Here is a 16,305-nt window from a genome sequence, read left to right as displayed (position 1 = left end):
AGGCCTTGCCGTATTTTGTCCACATGGTGGCGACATGGGTTTTCGATTACGGGTTGGGACCGGCTCGAAAGCTTGCGTGAAAGGCGGCTTCGTTTAGGAAATTCCCGAACCAAGGACTGGAGCGGGTATGATTCGTCTCATTGGCTATTTCTTCGGCATAGGCACGACGCTGGCCCTCCTGGCCGCGGCGGGCGTTGCCCTCTACATCGGCCATGTAGCGAAGGATCTGCCTGACTACGAAGTGCTGGCAAAGTACGAGCCTCCGGTGACCACCCGCATCCATGCCTCGGATGGCGCGCTGATGGCCGAGTACGCGCGGGAACGGCGCCTGTATTTGCCGATCCAGGCTATCCCGGATCGCGTCAAGGCTGCCTTCCTGTCGGCTGAGGACAAGAACTTCTACAGCCACCCCGGTGTCGATATAACGGGATTGGGCAGAGCGGTTATCACTTACGTTTCGGGTGGCCCCATGCAGGGCGGCTCGACGATCACCCAGCAGGTTGCCAAGAACTTCCTGCTCACCAACGAGCGTTCCCTGGAACGCAAGGTCAAGGAGGCCATCCTCTCGTTCCGCATCGAACAGGCCTATTCCAAGGATCGAATCCTCGAGCTCTATCTCAACGAGATTTTCTTTGGCTTCAACGCCTATGGCGTTGCCGGTGCGGCACTGACCTACTTCGATAAATCGGTGAACGAGCTGACCGTGGCCGAGGCCGCCTATCTGGCATCGCTCCCGAAAGGTCCGGCCAACTACAATCCCTTCAAGCACGCCGACCGGGCAATTGAACGGCGAAACTGGGTCATCGGCCAGATGGTCGAGAACGGTTACGTGACGCCTGAAGAGGGCGCAAAGGCGAAGGCCGAGCCGCTTGGCGTTGCTCCGCGCCGCAGCGGCTCCTACCTTTTCGCCGGCGAGTATTTCACGGAAGAGGTTCGTCGGCAGATCATTGCCCGCTACGGCGAGAACGCGCTCTATGAGGGCGGGCTGTCGATTCGCACCACCCTTGACCCGAAGGTCCAGCTCATCGCCCGCAAGGCGATGCAGAATGGATTGATGAAATACGATACTTTGCGTGGCTATCGCGGGCCGTTGAAGACGATCGATGTATCCGGCGATTGGGGTGTGCCGCTGGGCGCCGTCAAGGGACTGGAAGACGTTCCCGAGTGGTCGCTGGCCGTCGTGCTCGACAGTTCGGCGTCCGGGCTGTCGATCGGCCTGCAGCCCGCACGCCAGGCGTCGGGCGATATCGTAAAGGAACGCGTCGAAGGCACCGTCAGCAAGGAAGACATGGGCTTTGCCATGCGCCATGTGGTCGAGGGCAAGACAGTCAAGGCCAAGTCGCCGGCCGACGTGCTGAAGCCGGGCGATGTCATCTTCGTCCAGAAGAACGACGGCTCCGACAATACCTACAGCTTGCGCCAGGTTCCCGAGGTGGAAGGCGGCCTGATCGCGATGGATCCGCACACCGGCCGCGTGCTGGCCATGGTCGGCGGCTTCTCCTATTCGCAGTCCGAATTCAACCGCGCCACCCAGGCGATGCGCCAGCCGGGTTCGTCATTCAAGCCCATCGTCTATTCGGCCGCACTCGACAATGGCTATACTCCGGCCTCGGTGATCATGGACGGACCGATCACCATCCAGAGCGGCAACACCACCTGGACGCCGAAGAACTATGACGGCACCGTCGCCGGGCCGGCAACGCTCCGCTCCGGCATCGAGAAGTCGCGCAACCTGATGACGGTGCGGCTTGCCAACGACATGGGCATGAAGCTGGTCGTCGAATATGCCGAGCGCTTCGGCGTCTATGATCATCTGGCGCCATATTTGCCGATGGCGCTGGGTTCGGGCGAGACGACCGTCATGCGCATGGTTTCGGCCTATTCGATCATGGCCAATGGCGGCAAGTCGATCAAGCCGTCGCTGATCGATCGTATCCAGGACCGCTACGGCAAGACCGTGTTCAAGCAGGACGAACGTGGCTGCGAAGGCTGCAACGCTCCTGAATGGAAAAACCAGCCGGAGCCGGAACTGGTCGACAATTCCGAGCAGGTGCTCGATCCGATGACCGCCTACCAGATCACCTCGATGATGGAAGGCGTCGTCCAGCGCGGCACCGGCGCCACAATCGGGGAACTTGGCCGCCACATCGCCGGCAAGACCGGCACCACCAACGATGAGAAGGACGCATGGTTCATCGGCTATACGCCGAACCTCGTGGTTGGTCTCTACATGGGCTACGACACGCCGCGCGGCCTCGGCCACGGCGCCACCGGCGGCGGTCTTGCCGCCCCGATCTTCAAGGACTTCATGCGTGTGGCGCTGGACGGCACGCCCAATGTCGACTTCAAGGTGCCTGACGGCATGAACCTGATCGCCATCAACCGCAAGACCGGCATGCGCTCCTCCTCGGGCGATGCGGGCACCATCATCGAGGCTTTCAAGCCGGGCACCGGCCCCGCTGACAGCTACTGGGTGATCGGCATGGGTGCCGATGGCTCCAACGCCTCGGGCGGCGCGCTGTCGCCGCAGGCCAACCAGGCCATCCAGGACGGCGGCGGCGGCCTTTACTGACGAATTCACGCGTCCAGTTGGGCCTGCCTCCGGCTGGCCCATTTCGCTTTACACATGGCGGCACCATCCCTATGTATCGCGCCGACCGAAGCGTCATTTCAGCAACAGGACAAAACATCAGGCCATGCGCGCGGAAACGCAGAATATCGTCGACGAGATCAGGCAGGCGATAACCCTGCTGAGGAGGCATCTTTGACTGGGATCAGGCCATAAAGCGGCTTGAATACCTGAACGTGCGGGCCGAGGACGCCAGTCTCTGGAACGAACCGCTGGAAGCGCAGAAGCTGATGCGCGAGCGCCAGGGCCTCGAGGAAGGTATCGCGGCGGTCAAGGGCCTGACCCAGGCGCTGGAAGACAATATCGGTCTCATCGAGCTCGGCGAGGAAGAGGGCGACGAAGGCGTCGTCGCCGAAGCCGAAGCCGCGATCCGTTCGATGCAGGGCGAGGCCAAGGCCCGACAGGTGGAAACGCTGCTCTCGGGCGAAGCGGACGCCAACGACACCTATCTCGAAATCCATGCCGGCGCCGGCGGCACCGAGAGCCAGGATTGGGCCTCGATGCTGTTGCGCATGTACACGCGCTGGGCCGAGCGCCGCCGCTTCAAGGTCGAGGTGCTGGAAGTGCATGACGGCGAAGAGGCGGGCATCAAGTCCGCGACCTTGCTGATCAAGGGCCACAATGCCTATGGCTGGATGAAGACCGAATCCGGCGTCCACCGCCTGGTGCGCATCTCACCCTATGACAGCAATGCGCGCCGTCATACGTCCTTCTCCAGCGTCTGGGTCTATCCTGTCGTCGACGACAGGATAGAGATCGACGTCTCCGAATCCGACGTGCGCATCGACACCTATCGTTCATCGGGTTCGGGCGGCCAGCACGTCAACACCACCGATTCGGCTGTGCGCATCACCCACATCGCCACCGGCATCGCGGTCGCCTGTCAGGCCGAACGCTCGCAGCACAAGAACAAGGCCAAGGCCTGGGAAATGCTGCGCTCGCGCCTCTACGAGGAAGAGCTGAAGAAGCGCGAAGCGGTGGCCAATGCCACCGAGGCATCGAAGAGCGACATCGGCTGGGGTCACCAGATACGTTCCTACGTGCTGCAGCCCTATCAGCTGGTGAAGGATCTGCGCACCGGTGTCGAAAGCACCAGCCCCTCGAGCGTGCTCGACGGCGACCTCGACGACTTCATGGAAGCTTCGCTATCGCAACGCATCGAGGGCGGCGCGGGCGAAGCGGTGGCGGACCTGGATTAGGCTGCTTGCGCGGGCAATGATCGCGAGCCGGTCGCAAAAGCGGACGTATTGTCGTGCGGCGCCCGGTGTTGGTCTCAAGTGTTCGCCGGTGCGGCGCGACAAGTTCGTGGTGATTGGGTCCCGACTCGGCATATCGCTCTGGTGCGGGAAGGGGCTTTTCTTCCTCCCAAAGCGAGCGCGGCGCATGTTCGCCGTTCGGCCGGCTGCTTATACCTTCTTCGGCTGCAGGGTGGCTGATTTTCCTTTGCGGACGATCGTCGGCACTGTCACCGGCAATCAAGAGCATGTGATTGGATTTGAGCGGCTGGAACCACTCCGGGCCAATCCCGTTGTTTGCATGCCCCGCCTGCCGGGAACTTACCTGGCTTGAATCTCGTCAGCGGTAGCAGTGTGTTATGGCGTGCGCCCATATCTGGCGCAGCGGCTTCTTGCGCCGACCAAGGAATCAGCCCAGCATCCGAATGCTGGGAGACAAAAAGCATTTATGGCCGGACGCGGCATATCTGCGACTGATGATCCGGCCACTGGGAAGACACGTTCCGGGAACGGGCAGGCGAAAAGCTTGACGCTCGAAAGGAACGTCCCATGTCTGCTGCCACGCCCAGATCGGCCCGAGCCGTTCAACCGGTCGGCCGACTTATGTTTTCTCTGTTTGCCGTCGCGATGTTCGCGCCAGCGGCCTTTGCTCATGATGCCAAGCCCACGGCGGCAAAGCCGCAGGGTTGGAGCTATCCGTTCGCCTGCTGCGCCAACTATGACTGTCGTGCCACGCACACCGGCGAAGTGCTGGAAAAGCCCGAAGGCTACGTGATTGCCGGTACCGGCGAAGTCGTTCCGATGACGGACAAGCGCGTCAAGGACAGCCCTGACGGCGAATTTCACTGGTGCGCGCATCAGGCCGGTCTCGATGCCGGCAAGACGATATGCCTGTTCGTGCCGCCGCGCTCATTTTGAGACGCGCCGACAGTTGAAGTGCATTGGCGCAAAGGCTGCTGACGGCCAGTTGTCAGGATCGCTTCTTTATGGTGCCTTGCCGCCTGGGCGGCGGACAATGGAGAGGTGATATTCATGGCCATCAAGGGAAGCTGCCACTGCAAGGCGACGATGTTCGAGGTGTCGGAAGCGCCGCAGACGGTGACGCAATGCACCTGTTCGTTCTGCTCGAAACGCGGCTCGCTTTGGGCCTACTATACCCCATCGCAGTTCAAGCTCGTCACGCCGCTGAAGAATGTTTCCTTTTATCAGTGGGGCTCAAAAACCGTAAAGCATGGTTTTTGCGCAACCTGCGGCTGCGGCACCTTCACCGAAACGCCGGACTGGTCGACCGGCGAGCCGGATTTCGACAATCCGAAGATCAGCGTCAACGCGCGGCTGTTCGATGATTTCGTCCTCGATAAAGTCGAAGTGGTGGTCATTGACGGCAAGAATCTCTGGTAGCCACACCGGGCGGCCAACTGGATAATCGGCAGGCGCTTTTCCCGTTCCGTTTTTCGCCGCATTTCATGCTACAAGTCGCGGCAAGGGCTGATTTGGCGCCATCGTAAGGCGTGACTTGGAGAGGGACCATCCTATGAAGAAGACCGTGCTCGTCGTTATGGCGACGGCTCTGCTCGTGACCGCGTGCACCACCACCGATCCGTATACGGGCGACCAGAAGATTTCGAACACGGCGGCGGGCGCGGGCCTTGGCGCTCTGGCCGGTGCCAGCCTTGGTCTGCTTGCCGGCGGCAATGATCGTCGCAATGCGCTGATCGGCGCCGGCATCGGCGCGCTGGCCGGCGGCGCCATTGGCGCCACTATGGACCAGAACGAGGCGGAACTGCGCCGGCAGCTCGAGGGCACCGGCGTCAGCGTCACCCGCAGCGGCGACCAGATCATCCTCAACATGCCGTCCGACATCACCTTCAACACCGACCAGGACGCGGTGAAGCCCGGCTTCTACCAGGTGCTGAATTCGGTGGCGCTGGTGCTGAAGAAGTTCAAGCAGACCACGGTCGACGTTTTCGGCCACACCGATTCGACCGGTGGCGACCAGCACAATTTCGACCTGTCGCAGCGCCGTGCCCTGGCGGTCGCCAATTATCTGTCCGGCCAGGGCGTTGACCAGCGCCGCTTCGCCGTCACCGGATTTGGCAAGACGAGGCCCGTCGCCTCCAACGCCACGGCCGAGGGCCGGGCCCAGAACCGACGCGTCGAGATTCAGCTTTCGCCGCTCACCTGAGCAGGGCCGTGTTTGTCACGCTAAACGGCCCCCAATGGGGGCCGTTTTCATCCAGGCGTATACTGGCGGTGCCAGTTTCGTGACAGCAGTCAAATAAAATTAGCAATATCTAATAAGTTCTTTTCCGCAGCCGTGGAAAGGATTAGCATTGCCGCGTTCCAAAGGGGATGGGGCGGTTTAATCGGCCGCGCAATCAACGACTTTGCCGCCGCCTCGGTCTTGCACGGCCAGATCAGAAATCTGGGAGGAATGCATGACAAGAACAGCCAGCCTTGGGCGCTGCGGCGTCCTCGCTTTGACAGGTGTTGTAGGTGCATGGTTGGGCCTCGCCACGGCTCATGCCGAGGACGCCAACAAGGCCGACATGGACGCGTTGAAAAAATCGCTCGCCAAATATCAGGACTACACCGCCGCCGTCCGCGATCTCTATCTCTCGACGGTCGGCTGCGTCTACTACAGCGGAGAAAAGATACCCGGCTCCATGGACTATCCGAAAGGCGCCATGGGCATCCACTTCGTCAACGTTCCAAGCGTCGGCCAGAAACTCGACCCGATGAAGCCCAACGTCCTGATCTACGAGCCGACCAAGAAAGGCCTGAAGTTGGTCGGCGTGGAATGGCTGGTGCCGCTAACCCCGGACATCAAGGCGCCGCCGAAGCTGTTCGGTCAAACCTTCATGGGCCCGATGGAGGGACATTATCCGCTCATCCCGAAGGAGTTCGTCCACTACGATCTTCACGCCTGGCTCGATGACAATCCGAACGGCATGTTCAGTCCGACGAACCCGAAGGTGAAATGCAACAAGGCCGAGTTTCCGATGCTGGAAAAACCGACCAAGATGATGTCCGGGCCGATGTGAACTGGAGCGGATCAGCGTTCGCCTGAATCGCCCCACCTGCTTGTTTCCACGCAATTCGCGACGGAAGAGCGCTACGCGGCTTTTCCTCGAATTGCTGTCGGCTGCAGGGCAAAAAAGAAGGCAAGCCGCCCCTAGGCGGCTTGCTCGCTGGAATCAGACCTTGGCGACGATGCGCATGAAGGCCGGCATGTCATCGCCGAAGCCGACCGTGGCGTCGTTGTCTTCCTGATGGTGGCGGGCAGGGCGGCTGTTGCTGCGCTGCGGCCTGGTGTCGCCGCGCTCAGGGGCGCGCGGCTCATTGCGGTCGGACGATTTGCGCTCGGTGTTTTCCGAGCGGATTGCATCCTTGCGGGCGCGCCGTTCGACAATATCGGCCGTCTCGGCCACATCGGGCTGCTCCTGCGGCTGAGCACCCACGGCCGAGGCATCTTCCTCGCTGTGTCTGCCGCGACGCTCGCCGCTCTTCTTGCGCCCGCCCCTGTCGTTGCGGTCCTCGTCCTTGCGGCCGGCGCGGCGTGGCGCGCCTTTGCCGCGGCGCGGAGCATCGTCCTCGCCTTCGCTGGCAACCACCGTCGACAGGTCGCCGTCATGCCACTCGATCTTGGTCCCGATCAGCCGTTCGATGGCGTCGATATACTTGGTGTCGGACTTGGTCGCGATGGTGAAGGACTTGCCGGAGCGTCCGGCGCGGCCGGTGCGGCCGATGCGGTGGACATAGTCCTCGGCATGGATCGGCACGTCGTAGTTGAAGACATGGCTGACATCGGGAATGTCGAGGCCGCGCGCGGCGACATCCGAGGCGACGAGATAGCGCAGCTTGCCGTCACGGAAATTGGCCAGCATCTGCATGCGCGCGCGCTGGTCCATGTCGCCATGCAGCGCACCGGCATCGAAATCATATTTCAGCAGCGAGCGGAACAGCTCCGAAACCTCGATCTTGCGGTTGCAGAAGATGATCGCGTTCTTCAGCTCCGCATCCTCGGCCTTGATCAGGTTGCGCAGCGTTTCACGCTTGTCCCAAGGCTTCGAGCCCGATTTGACCAACCGCTGGATGATGTTGGTGGCCGCCGAAGCGGCCTTGGAGACCTCGACGCGCACCGGCGCATGCAGGAATTTTTCCGTCAGCTTGGTGATCTCTGGCGGCATGGTCGCCGAAAAGAACAGCGTCTGCCGGGTGAACGGGATCATCTCGCAGATACGCTCGATATCGGGAATGAAACCCATGTCGAGCATACGGTCCGCCTCGTCGATGACGAGGATCTCGACGCCGTTGAGCAGCAGCTTGCCGCGCTCGCGATGGTCGAGAAGACGGCCAGGCGTAGCGATCAGCACATCGGCGCCGCGCTCCAGCTTTTTGTCCTGTTCGTCGAACGACACCCCGCCGATCAGCAGCGCGATGTTGAGCTTGTGGTTCTTGCCGTATTTGACGAAGTTTTCTTCGACCTGCGCGGCAAGCTCACGCGTCGGCTCCAGGATCAGCGTGCGCGGCATGCGGGCGCGGGCACGGCCCTTTTCCAGCCGGGTCAGCATCGGCAGCACGAAGGACGCGGTCTTGCCGGTGCCGGTCTGGGCAATGCCCAGCACGTCCTTGCCGAGCAAGGCGTGCGGGATCGCACCAGCCTGGATCGGCGTCGGCTGGAGATAGCCGGCATCGGTGACTGCGGAAAGCACCTTCGGCGACAGGCCGAGGTCTGAAAAGGTCAACGCTTCTTGAGCGATCGTCGTGTCTGAGGACAAGTGTTGCTGTCTTTGGCTGGTTCGGGGAAGCGCAACGTCATTCGTCGCGGCAAGCGCCACGCGCCTGCAAGATTGGTATTGCGATTAGGCGCAAGCCCGCGATTTGTCAACAGAAACGGGTAGGATTGGCGCGATTGTGAAGTTGTAACCTTAATCGCGATGCTTAATCCGGCCTCCTGTCACTGTGCCGGCTCAGTAACGGAACTGTTCGGCCAGGATGCGTTCGTTCCAGGAGTGGTTGGGATCGAACAGCAAAGTCGCGGTGGCCGTTGGCGATTCCCGCACCGTGACCGAGGTCACCGCCTTGACCTCCGTGTGGTCGGCGGCCGCGTTCACCGGCCGCTTTTCCGACTCCAGAATGTCGAAGCGCACGGTCGCCTTGTTGGAAAGCAATGCGCCGCGCCAGCGTCGCGGACGAAACGGGCTGACCGGCGTGAGCGCCAAAAGCGGCGCGTCGAGAGGCAGGATCGGGCCGTGCGCGGAAAGATTATACGCGGTCGATCCGGCCGGCGTCGCGATCATGACGCCGTCGCAGTTCAGTTCCTCGAGCCGTATTTGGTCATCGATGCTGATGCGGATCTTGGCCGTCTGGTAGGATTGGCGCCACAGCGCCACTTCGTTGATCGCCAGTGCCGTGACGTGTTCGCCATCCGAGGTGGTTGCCAGCATCTCCAGCGGGCGGATCGTTTCGGCGACCGCCGCCGCGATGCGCTCGGTGAGCCCCCCGGACCGGTATTCGTTCATCAGGAAGCCGATGGTGCCACGGTTCATGCCGTAGACCTTTTTTCCCGTACCCATCGTGTCGCGCAATGTTTGCAGCAGAAAGCCGTCGCCGCCCAGCGCCACCACGACGGTCGCCTCGGCGACCGAACATTGGCCATAGCGCGCCGACAGGCTATCCAGCGCCGCCTTGGCGTCTGCTGTGTCGGACGAGACGAAGGCGATGCTGTTGGTGGCTGTGCTCATGGCTCCCCGATCGCGACCGATTGGCGCCGGCAGGTTCTGGCGCCAGCGCCGGGGTAGCATGGGGCAGGCACGTCTGCAAAGAGAGCCTCTGTCAGCCCATGAGGCGAGGGTGCGGCAGGACCGGCGCACCAGCCGGTCGCGGTTGATGTCACGGCGCGAGCGAATGTGATGGTTAAGGCCGGGCTTAAGGTCTCGTAAAGCCGGATCGATCATGTTAGCCGGCATGGGTGGCGTGGGGCGCCCGCAGCACGACCTTGTCACTTCGGGACGCAAAGGACGCTGCGGCAGTTCAGATATGCGTGCATGAACCCGCGGTTCTCGATGCCAGGGGATATGCGCCAGCCAGACGAGGCCGACATATTGCCGGTAGCACGCCTGATCATCGTCTTTCTCATGTTGGGAAGTTTCGCGCTTGTCTTCGCAGAACTGGTGCGCCAGTCGGAAGAAACGAGCGCCAGGCCGATCCCCACGGCGTCACGTTGCGGCGATGCCGCCGGCATGCCTTGCCCGCAAAGGGCGCTATAGGCAAACACCGCAGCGATCCGCATCAGGGGATCGGCGTACTTTCGAATGTTCAGGCAGCGGATTGCTGCCTGTGGCAAATCGGCGGCGACGACCTGAAAACCGGAGAGTTTGCGGCTTCAGAACCCGGCCCGTCATGTCCACCGCGAAACGGAATCGAGCCGACCGGCGAAATAGGGCTCGAGCAGGGTTTCGAAGACCTTAAGGGCGGCGCCGATCGCCTGATGCATATCGAGATAGCGGTAGGTTCCCAACCGTCCCCCGAGGTGCAGGTTTTTCTCCGCACCCGCCCGGTCGAGATAGCGGCGATAGACCGCCTGATCCTTGCGCGTGTCGATCGGATAATAAGGCTCGTCGGCGCGGCCTGCGAAACGGGAATACTCGCGGCCGATGAGCGTCTTGGCGCTCCCGTGCTGGCGCTCCGGGTTGAAATGCCGGAATTCGACCACGCGGGTATAAGGCACGGCCTCGTCCGCGTAGTTCATGATCGCCGTGCCCTGATGGTCCGGCGTGTCCATGACCTCCAGATCGATATCAATGGTTCGCCAGCCGAGTTCGCCTTCGCTATAGTCGAAGTAGCGGTCGATCGGCCCGGTGTAGACGACCGGCAGGTCCTTCGGCAGCAAGGACTTGATGTCGAAGAAGTCGATGCCAAGCCGTGTTTCGATAAGCTCCTGCGCCAGCATCTTTTCGAAGATCGCCGTGTAGCCGTCCACAGGCTGGCCCTGGAACCGGTCGTTGAAATAGCCGTCCTCGAATGTGTAGCGAACCGGCAGGCGCGCGATGATCTGCGCCGGCAGTTCGCGCGGATCCGTCTGCCATTGCTTGGCGGTGTAACCCTTGATCAAGGCCTCGTAGAGAGGGCGGCCGACCAGGGAGATCGCCTTCTCCTCAAGATTGGCCGGCGGACGGTCGCCAACTTCCGTCGCCTGGTCGGCAATCATGTCGCGTGCCTCGTCCGGACTTAGCCGCCTGCCGAAGAACTGGGACATCGTGGCAAGGTTGATCGGCAGCGGATAGACCTTGTCGCGATATGTCGAGAATGCACGATGGCGATAGGCGGTAAAACCGGTGAAGGCACGCAGGTAATTCCAGACCTCCTCGTTGGATGTATGGAACAGATGCGGCCCGTAGCGATGGATCTCCACACCGGTGACAGGATCTTGTTCGGTGTAGGCATTGCCGCCGATGTGCCGGCGCCGGTCGATTACCAGCACGCGTCGCCCGAGTTGCGTGGCGATGCGCTCGGCAAGCGTTGCACCGTAAAAACCAGCGCCGACAATGAGGATTTCGGCCTTGCCCAGCAGGGTCCTGTCCATTCGCGTATCCGAACCTTAGGGCTTGAGAATTATTTGGGACAGATCGACGGACTTGGAATACTGCCTGCGCAGAAGGCGCCATAACAATTCCATCAATCGATTCGCCTGGCGAAAGGCTTTCCTGTCCAAGAGATAATCGGCCACCATACGCAGGCCGATCATCGATTTCGACCGCCAGCGCCGGCCTTTTCGATCGACGGCCTCATAGGACAATGGAAAAAGCTCGCCAAATCCATATTGCGACGCCAATTGGCGATATTCCTTGTCGGGCGTTCTTCCTGACTCGAGCATCGCTGTTTTCAGGTGAGCTCCCACCGGCCGGGTGTGGCGGACCGGCAAGGCGTCGAACACGGCAGATGTTCCACGGTTTTCTTCGGCAAGCCTGGTCCACAACAAGTCCAGACCAAAACCGCTCATGGAGTGTTTGAACAGAGGCAGCATCTTAGCCGCTACATCGGCTCTCAGGCAGGGGGCCATGATCTCGATCGTGTCTACCAGGCGAAACTCGAAGCTCCTGCAGCGGAGGAACGGGAGGTGGGAATAATAGCTGTCCAGCGTCAGTGACGGCTGGCCGATATGGAGGTCAAGCCGGCGCATGTTGGCGAACATCGCCTCGATGGTCGCCCGGTCTGCTTCCAGATCGTCGTCCGGCAGCCAGACATACTGGTAGCGGTCAAGAAGTTCGGGCTGTTGGCTCAGCAGAGCATGGATGCCATCCCATTTGCCGCCCTTGTAGTCGACTCGGTTTTCAAGCGGCAGCCGAAACGCAGATGGATCACTTCCGAAGTAGCTGACGATCAAATCAAATTCACAATTGGGATCGTCCGCCCCCCATCCACGATGGAGAGATTTGTCGCCTGCCCTGACTATCACGAGATTGCGGTGTGTGGTGTTCGTCAAAGTCCTGCTTCCGACACTCATACCCTCAATCCGGGTCCTCGGCGAGCCCTACACGAAAGCAAGTTGAATGCGAAGGGCATGAGGAAGATCTCCTGGCGTTACCTGAGCACGATGTCTTGCCGGTATAACGGGTGTATTTAAACGTCATGACGATTCGTCGTGTTTTGAGGCGAATCCAATGGGGCAGGGGCCTGTCATGTCAACAGCTATTGCCCGAACGAGCGTTCTGATAATCAAGATTCGCTGATGTACGGGACTCTGATTTTACAGGAACCAGGAATTCTATGAAACTGATCGTTGTCACCCCGGCCGGTCGTGAGAAATATCTGCGTCTGCTTGGCCATCATGTTTTGAAAAACCTCGATGTGCATGAGTGGCACCTCTGGGACAACTGTCGCAACGAGGCTGACCGGGCCTATCTACAAAGATTGGCGGCCTCCGATCCGCGTTGCAAGATCAAGCGGCTTCCACATGCCGATGGCGGGATCAACGTCATCGGCGATTTCTATCGCTTCTGCGACGATCCCGGTGCTTTCTACCTACGCCTCGACGACGATGTAGTTTTTGTCGAGGACGGCTTCTTTCGAAAATTCATGGCAAGGGTCATGGCCGAAAGGGGATCGGCCATCTGGTACGCTCCGTTGATCGTCAACAACGCAATCTGCAATTCGCTGATCAAGCAGCTTTCCAGGGTGCGGGTGGATGGCCCGCTTACCTGTCAGGCGTCATGCGAATTCTCCTGGGCGCATGCGACCTTTCCGCAGGCCCTACACCCGGTGTTCATTGAAGCTGTGCGCTCCAATCGGCTCCAGGATTTTCGCGTGCCGGACCGGGAGATCAGGCTGTCACGCTTTTCGATCAACGCAATCGGTTTTTTCGGATCGGACATTGTCGATCTCGGAGAGCACTTTCAACCGCGCGGCGACGAGGAAGAGTGGTTGTCGGCGACGCTTCCGGCCAAGCTGGACCGGCCGGGCAAGATTTTCGGTGACCTGCTCGTCGCGCATTTCAGCTTCTATACACAGGAACGCCAGTTACTGCGCACCAACATTCTCGAAGGTTATTATGAGCTCGCCGGCCTGGCTCCCCCTGTCTACGAAAAACCGCCAGTCGGCTGGAGGGAGCAGCTGAGGCAATGGAGGAGACGCCGCAGGGGATCGGCGCCACCGCGCTATACAATCTCGCTTCCGGCACCCATTCCCGAGTGACGCACTGGCTCCGGCCGTTCGTGTCGCGAGCCGGTCGCCCACTGTGTCACCATCAGCGCACTGCGAGGGGTGGTGACGGGCTCGTGCCGCCCAGGCCTTCCCACGCCATTTCGACTTGATGCCGTAACTCAGCCCTCAAGGGCGCTGCCGCAGATGGCAGCCGGCCTGACGTTTCTGTTCGAGATATTCGTCGATCAACTGGCGGTAGCGCACCTTGCCGAAGCTCGAGAAATGGCCGCCATGGACGACCGAGACGTCGAGATCGCGCATGGCGAGCAGCGTCGCCATGTAATCTGGTATGTCCGAGTGGTAGACATCATCGATCAGCGGGCCATCATAGATGATGTCGCCGGACAGCAGGATGCCGGTCTTCTTCTCGTAGAGCGCAATGCCGCCCGGCGAATGGCCTGGCGTGTGGACGACCTCGAAGGCCCGGTCGCCGAGATCGATGATGTCGCCATGCGCGAGCATACGGTCGGCCGGCGCGGGCTGGATGCGATAGCACGCCGTGTCCCAGCCCCGCGGCATGCCATCGAACATTTCTTCTGTCGCATAGGTGCCGGCAGCGGTCCATTCGTTGCGCGGATCGGCCAGGATTGCCGCTTCGGCCGAATGCACGCAGCGATCGGAAAATTCATGGTGGCAGCCGATATGGTCGAAATGCGTGTGGCTGGCAACGCAGGTCAGCTTGCGCTCGCTCACCAGGGACACATGGGTGCGCAGACTGAAATGACCGAGGCCGGTGTCGAACAGGAGATCGCGGTCGCGTCCGCGCACATGCCACATATTGCAGCGGAAGAACGGTTTTATCCATGGCTCGTGGATCAGCGTGATGCCGTCGGCCATGCGGATTGTTTCGTACCAGTCCGGTGCGTCGATGGCCGCAAGCGTGCTCATGTTCAATCCGTCAGCAAGATGATCTGGTCGGTATCACAGGAAATCGCGACCCTGTCGCCCGCATGGACGATGGAGGTCGCCGGCAGCTTGGCGATGAACCGCAAGGAAGGCTCTTCGACGGAGGTCGCCAGCACGCGCTTGAAACTGCCCTGGAAAACGACGTCGCTCACATCAGCCTCGCCGAGCTTCGTGCCAGCCGACGCAGCGGCAAGCACAAGGTGCTCAGGGCGTATCGCCAGTGCGGCAGTAGACCCCAACGGCAAGGCACTGGATAAGGAAACCGGTCCGACTGGTGTCGTGACGGTGCTCGTCCTGTCACTGGTCTCGATGACAGTGCCGGCAAGGATCGTGCTCTCGCCCATGAAGGTCGCGGAAAAACGCGTCGCCGGCCTCGCATAGACGCGCTCGGGCGGCCCCTCGTCCTCGATGCGGCCGTCATTCATCACCACGCAATGGTCGGCCAGCGCCATCGCTTCTTCCTGGTCGTGAGTGACATGGATGAAGGCGGTGCCGACCCGCTTCTGGATCGCCTTCAATTCGTCCTGCATCTGGCGGCGCAGTTTCAGGTCGAGCGCCCCGAGCGGCTCGTCGAGCAGAAGCACCGCCGGCTCGATCACCAGGGCGCGCGCCAGCGCCACGCGCTGGCGCTGGCCGCCGGAAAGCTGATGCGGCTTCTTGTCGAAGGCGGCGGCGAGACCCACCAGGGCCAGGGCATCGCGCGCTTTTGCCGCCCGCGTCGCGCCGTCGACACCTTGCATGCGCAGCCCGAAACCGACATTGCCGCCGACGCTCATATGCGGGAACAGCGCATAATCCTGGAACACCGTCGTCGTCGGGCGTTTGGCCGGCGGCACCGAGGTGCAGTCCTGGCCGCGGATGAGGACCTTGCCTTCGCTCGGATTGACGAAACCGCCGAGAATGGAGAGCAGCGTCGTCTTGCCGGAACCGGATGGCCCAAGCAGGATCGTATAGCTGCCGGCCGCTATCGTCAGCGAGACATTCTTCAGCACGGGATGCTGGCCGAAGCGGTGCGAGATGTCGCGGATATCGACCAGGGGCGCGTTCATGCCGGTTTCCTCCGCAGCAAGGTCAGTTCGAAGAACACCACCAGCACGATCGAGACGGCAAAGACCAGAGAACCGACCGCGTTGGTCTTGGGATTAAGGCCGGAGCGCAGCAGGTTCCAGATTTCCACCGGCAGCGTGGTATCGAAGCGCGTCAGCAGGAAGGAGATCACGAACTCGTCCCAGGAGAAGGTCATCGACAGGAAGAAGCCGGCGAAAATGGCCGGCGCCATGACGGGCACGGTGATCAACAGCAGCACCTTCCATTCCGGCGCGCCGAGGTCGCGCGCTGCGCGCTCGATGTTGATCTGGTGGTCGCCTAACTGGCTGTAGATGATGGCGAAGCACAGCGGCAGGTTGATCACCACATGGCCGATCCCGGCGGCAAGCAGAGATTTCGGCACGCCGGCCCAGTTGAACAGCACCAGCAGCCCCATGCCGATGATGAGATAGCTGACGGTGAGCGGCAAGGTGATCAACCCGCGCAGCAGGCCCGAGCCTGGCAGAACGAAGCGCGCGAACCCCCAGGCCGACAGGAAGCCGAGCATGACGGCTGCGGCCGAGGAAAGAACCGCGACCAGCAGCGAATTGGCCAGCGCCGAAGTCAGCCGGTTATCGGAAAGAACCGCCTCGTACCAGCGCAGCGATGGGCCTGTGAACGGGGGGATGGGGAAGGACGTCGACTGCAGCGAGAACAGCACCAGCACGACGACCGGCAGGAAGATGAAGCCGTAGACGGCAAGCGCGTAAATCCAGGAAGCGATGCGGCCAATGCTGCGCATGA

General features: G+C 61.3%; 15 protein-coding genes. 7 read left to right on the top strand and 8 right to left on the bottom strand.

Going from position 1 to position 16,305, the window contains the following annotated elements:
* Window positions 1–127: 127 nt before the first annotated feature.
* From FJ943_RS07615 to FJ943_RS07590, 6 genes are all read left to right on the top strand, one after another.
* Complete coding sequence (locus FJ943_RS07615) at window positions 128–2,572, top strand: penicillin-binding protein 1A (RefSeq protein WP_140720555.1); 2,445 nt, start codon at window positions 128–130, stop codon at window positions 2,570–2,572.
* A 124-nt stretch (window positions 2,573–2,696) separates the two neighbouring features.
* Window positions 2,697–3,828 (top strand): peptide chain release factor 2 gene (prfB, locus tag FJ943_RS07610; RefSeq protein WP_015318029.1). Its coding sequence is split into 2 segments (ribosomal slippage): window positions 2,697–2,762 and window positions 2,764–3,828, totalling 1,131 coding nucleotides; the frame shifts between segments, so codons are not numbered across the junction.
* Between the two features lie 585 nt (window positions 3,829–4,413).
* The gene (locus tag FJ943_RS07605; protein ID WP_015318027.1) at window positions 4,414–4,782 is read left to right on the top strand and encodes a hypothetical protein; all 369 of its coding nucleotides are present in this window, start codon (window positions 4,414–4,416) and stop codon (window positions 4,780–4,782) included.
* 114 nt (window positions 4,783–4,896) lie between these two features.
* The gene (locus FJ943_RS07600; protein ID WP_140720553.1) at window positions 4,897–5,265 is read left to right on the top strand and encodes a GFA family protein; all 369 of its coding nucleotides are present in this window, start codon (window positions 4,897–4,899) and stop codon (window positions 5,263–5,265) included.
* A 133-nt stretch (window positions 5,266–5,398) separates the two neighbouring features.
* Complete coding sequence (locus FJ943_RS07595) at window positions 5,399–6,049, top strand: OmpA family protein (RefSeq protein ID WP_015318025.1); 651 nt, start codon at window positions 5,399–5,401, stop codon at window positions 6,047–6,049.
* A 253-nt stretch (window positions 6,050–6,302) separates the two neighbouring features.
* Window positions 6,303–6,908: a hypothetical protein gene (locus FJ943_RS07590; RefSeq protein ID WP_015318024.1), complete on the top strand. Its 606-nt coding sequence runs from the start codon at window positions 6,303–6,305 to the stop codon at window positions 6,906–6,908.
* A 153-nt stretch (window positions 6,909–7,061) separates the two neighbouring features.
* Here FJ943_RS07590 and FJ943_RS07585 read toward each other — a convergent pair whose 3' ends face one another.
* The 5 genes from FJ943_RS07585 to FJ943_RS07565 form a co-directional block, all read right to left on the bottom strand.
* Window positions 7,062–8,645 carry a DEAD/DEAH box helicase gene (locus FJ943_RS07585; protein ID WP_181173048.1) on the bottom strand — a complete coding sequence of 528 codons (1,584 nt, stop codon included), beginning with the start codon at window positions 8,643–8,645 and terminating at the stop codon, window positions 7,062–7,064.
* A gap of 192 nt (window positions 8,646–8,837) precedes the next feature.
* The gene (locus FJ943_RS07580; RefSeq protein ID WP_041163462.1) at window positions 8,838–9,611 is read right to left on the bottom strand and encodes an NAD kinase; all 774 of its coding nucleotides are present in this window, start codon (window positions 9,609–9,611) and stop codon (window positions 8,838–8,840) included.
* A gap of 257 nt (window positions 9,612–9,868) precedes the next feature.
* Window positions 9,869–10,159 carry a hypothetical protein gene (locus FJ943_RS29560; protein WP_181173047.1) on the bottom strand — a complete coding sequence of 97 codons (291 nt, stop codon included), beginning with the start codon at window positions 10,157–10,159 and terminating at the stop codon, window positions 9,869–9,871.
* Window positions 10,160–10,267: 108 nt separating this feature from the next.
* Window positions 10,268–11,452, bottom strand: coding sequence for a UDP-galactopyranose mutase (glf, locus tag FJ943_RS07570; protein ID WP_181174513.1), 1,185 nt, complete (start codon window positions 11,450–11,452; stop codon window positions 10,268–10,270).
* A gap of 15 nt (window positions 11,453–11,467) precedes the next feature.
* Complete coding sequence (locus FJ943_RS07565; protein WP_140720551.1) at window positions 11,468–12,352, bottom strand: hypothetical protein; 885 nt, start codon at window positions 12,350–12,352, stop codon at window positions 11,468–11,470.
* 284 nt (window positions 12,353–12,636) lie between these two features.
* On the opposite strand from FJ943_RS07565, the gene FJ943_RS07560 reads away from it, so the two are divergent.
* Window positions 12,637–13,560, top strand: a complete 924-nt coding sequence (locus FJ943_RS07560; RefSeq protein ID WP_140717315.1) for a hypothetical protein — start codon at window positions 12,637–12,639, stop codon at window positions 13,558–13,560.
* A gap of 135 nt (window positions 13,561–13,695) precedes the next feature.
* On the opposite strand, the gene FJ943_RS07555 is transcribed toward FJ943_RS07560, so the two are convergent.
* From FJ943_RS07555 to FJ943_RS07545, 3 genes are read right to left on the bottom strand one after another with little or no spacing between them, the layout of a single operon-like run.
* Complete coding sequence (locus tag FJ943_RS07555; protein ID WP_140720550.1) at window positions 13,696–14,457, bottom strand: MBL fold metallo-hydrolase; 762 nt, start codon at window positions 14,455–14,457, stop codon at window positions 13,696–13,698.
* A gap of 2 nt (window positions 14,458–14,459) precedes the next feature.
* Complete coding sequence (locus FJ943_RS07550; protein ID WP_140720548.1) at window positions 14,460–15,524, bottom strand: ABC transporter ATP-binding protein; 1,065 nt, start codon at window positions 15,522–15,524, stop codon at window positions 14,460–14,462.
* Entirely contained in the window at window positions 15,521–16,303 is a 783-nt protein-coding gene (locus FJ943_RS07545) for an ABC transporter permease (RefSeq protein WP_015318015.1), read from the bottom strand. The genes FJ943_RS07550 and FJ943_RS07545 overlap by 4 nt, the downstream gene beginning before the upstream one ends.
* Between the last annotated feature and the right edge of the window lie 2 nt (window positions 16,304–16,305).

Source organism: Mesorhizobium sp. B2-3-10, from assembly GCF_006442275.1.
GTDB lineage: Bacteria > Pseudomonadota > Alphaproteobacteria > Rhizobiales > Rhizobiaceae > Mesorhizobium > Mesorhizobium australicum.
The sequence above is the reverse complement of the archived record's forward strand: the minus strand, read 5'-3'. Positions and strand labels throughout refer to the sequence as shown.

What these genes read in the sequence shown, in the direction of transcription:
- FJ943_RS07615 (WP_140720555.1), top strand. Translation starts at nt 128, where the DNA reads ATGATTCGTCTCATTGGCTATTTCTTCGGCATAGGCACGACGCTGGCC.
- FJ943_RS07605 (WP_015318027.1), top strand. Translation starts at nt 4,414, where the DNA reads ATGTCTGCTGCCACGCCCAGATCGGCCCGAGCCGTTCAACCGGTCGGC.
- FJ943_RS07600 (WP_140720553.1), top strand. Translation starts at nt 4,897, where the DNA reads ATGGCCATCAAGGGAAGCTGCCACTGCAAGGCGACGATGTTCGAGGTG.
- FJ943_RS07595 (WP_015318025.1), top strand. Translation starts at nt 5,399, where the DNA reads ATGAAGAAGACCGTGCTCGTCGTTATGGCGACGGCTCTGCTCGTGACC.
- FJ943_RS07590 (WP_015318024.1), top strand. Translation starts at nt 6,303, where the DNA reads ATGACAAGAACAGCCAGCCTTGGGCGCTGCGGCGTCCTCGCTTTGACA.
- FJ943_RS07580 (WP_041163462.1), bottom strand. Translation starts at nt 9,611, where the DNA reads ATGAGCACAGCCACCAACAGCATCGCCTTCGTCTCGTCCGACACAGCA.
- FJ943_RS29560 (WP_181173047.1), bottom strand. Translation starts at nt 10,159, where the DNA reads ATGCGGATCGCTGCGGTGTTTGCCTATAGCGCCCTTTGCGGGCAAGGC.
- glf (WP_181174513.1), bottom strand. Translation starts at nt 11,452, where the DNA reads ATGGACAGGACCCTGCTGGGCAAGGCCGAAATCCTCATTGTCGGCGCT.
- FJ943_RS07560 (WP_140717315.1), top strand. Translation starts at nt 12,637, where the DNA reads ATGAAACTGATCGTTGTCACCCCGGCCGGTCGTGAGAAATATCTGCGT.
- FJ943_RS07555 (WP_140720550.1), bottom strand. Translation starts at nt 14,457, where the DNA reads ATGAGCACGCTTGCGGCCATCGACGCACCGGACTGGTACGAAACAATC.
- FJ943_RS07550 (WP_140720548.1), bottom strand. Translation starts at nt 15,524, where the DNA reads ATGAACGCGCCCCTGGTCGATATCCGCGACATCTCGCACCGCTTCGGC.
- FJ943_RS07545 (WP_015318015.1), bottom strand. Translation starts at nt 16,303, where the DNA reads ATGCGCAGCATTGGCCGCATCGCTTCCTGGATTTACGCGCTTGCCGTC.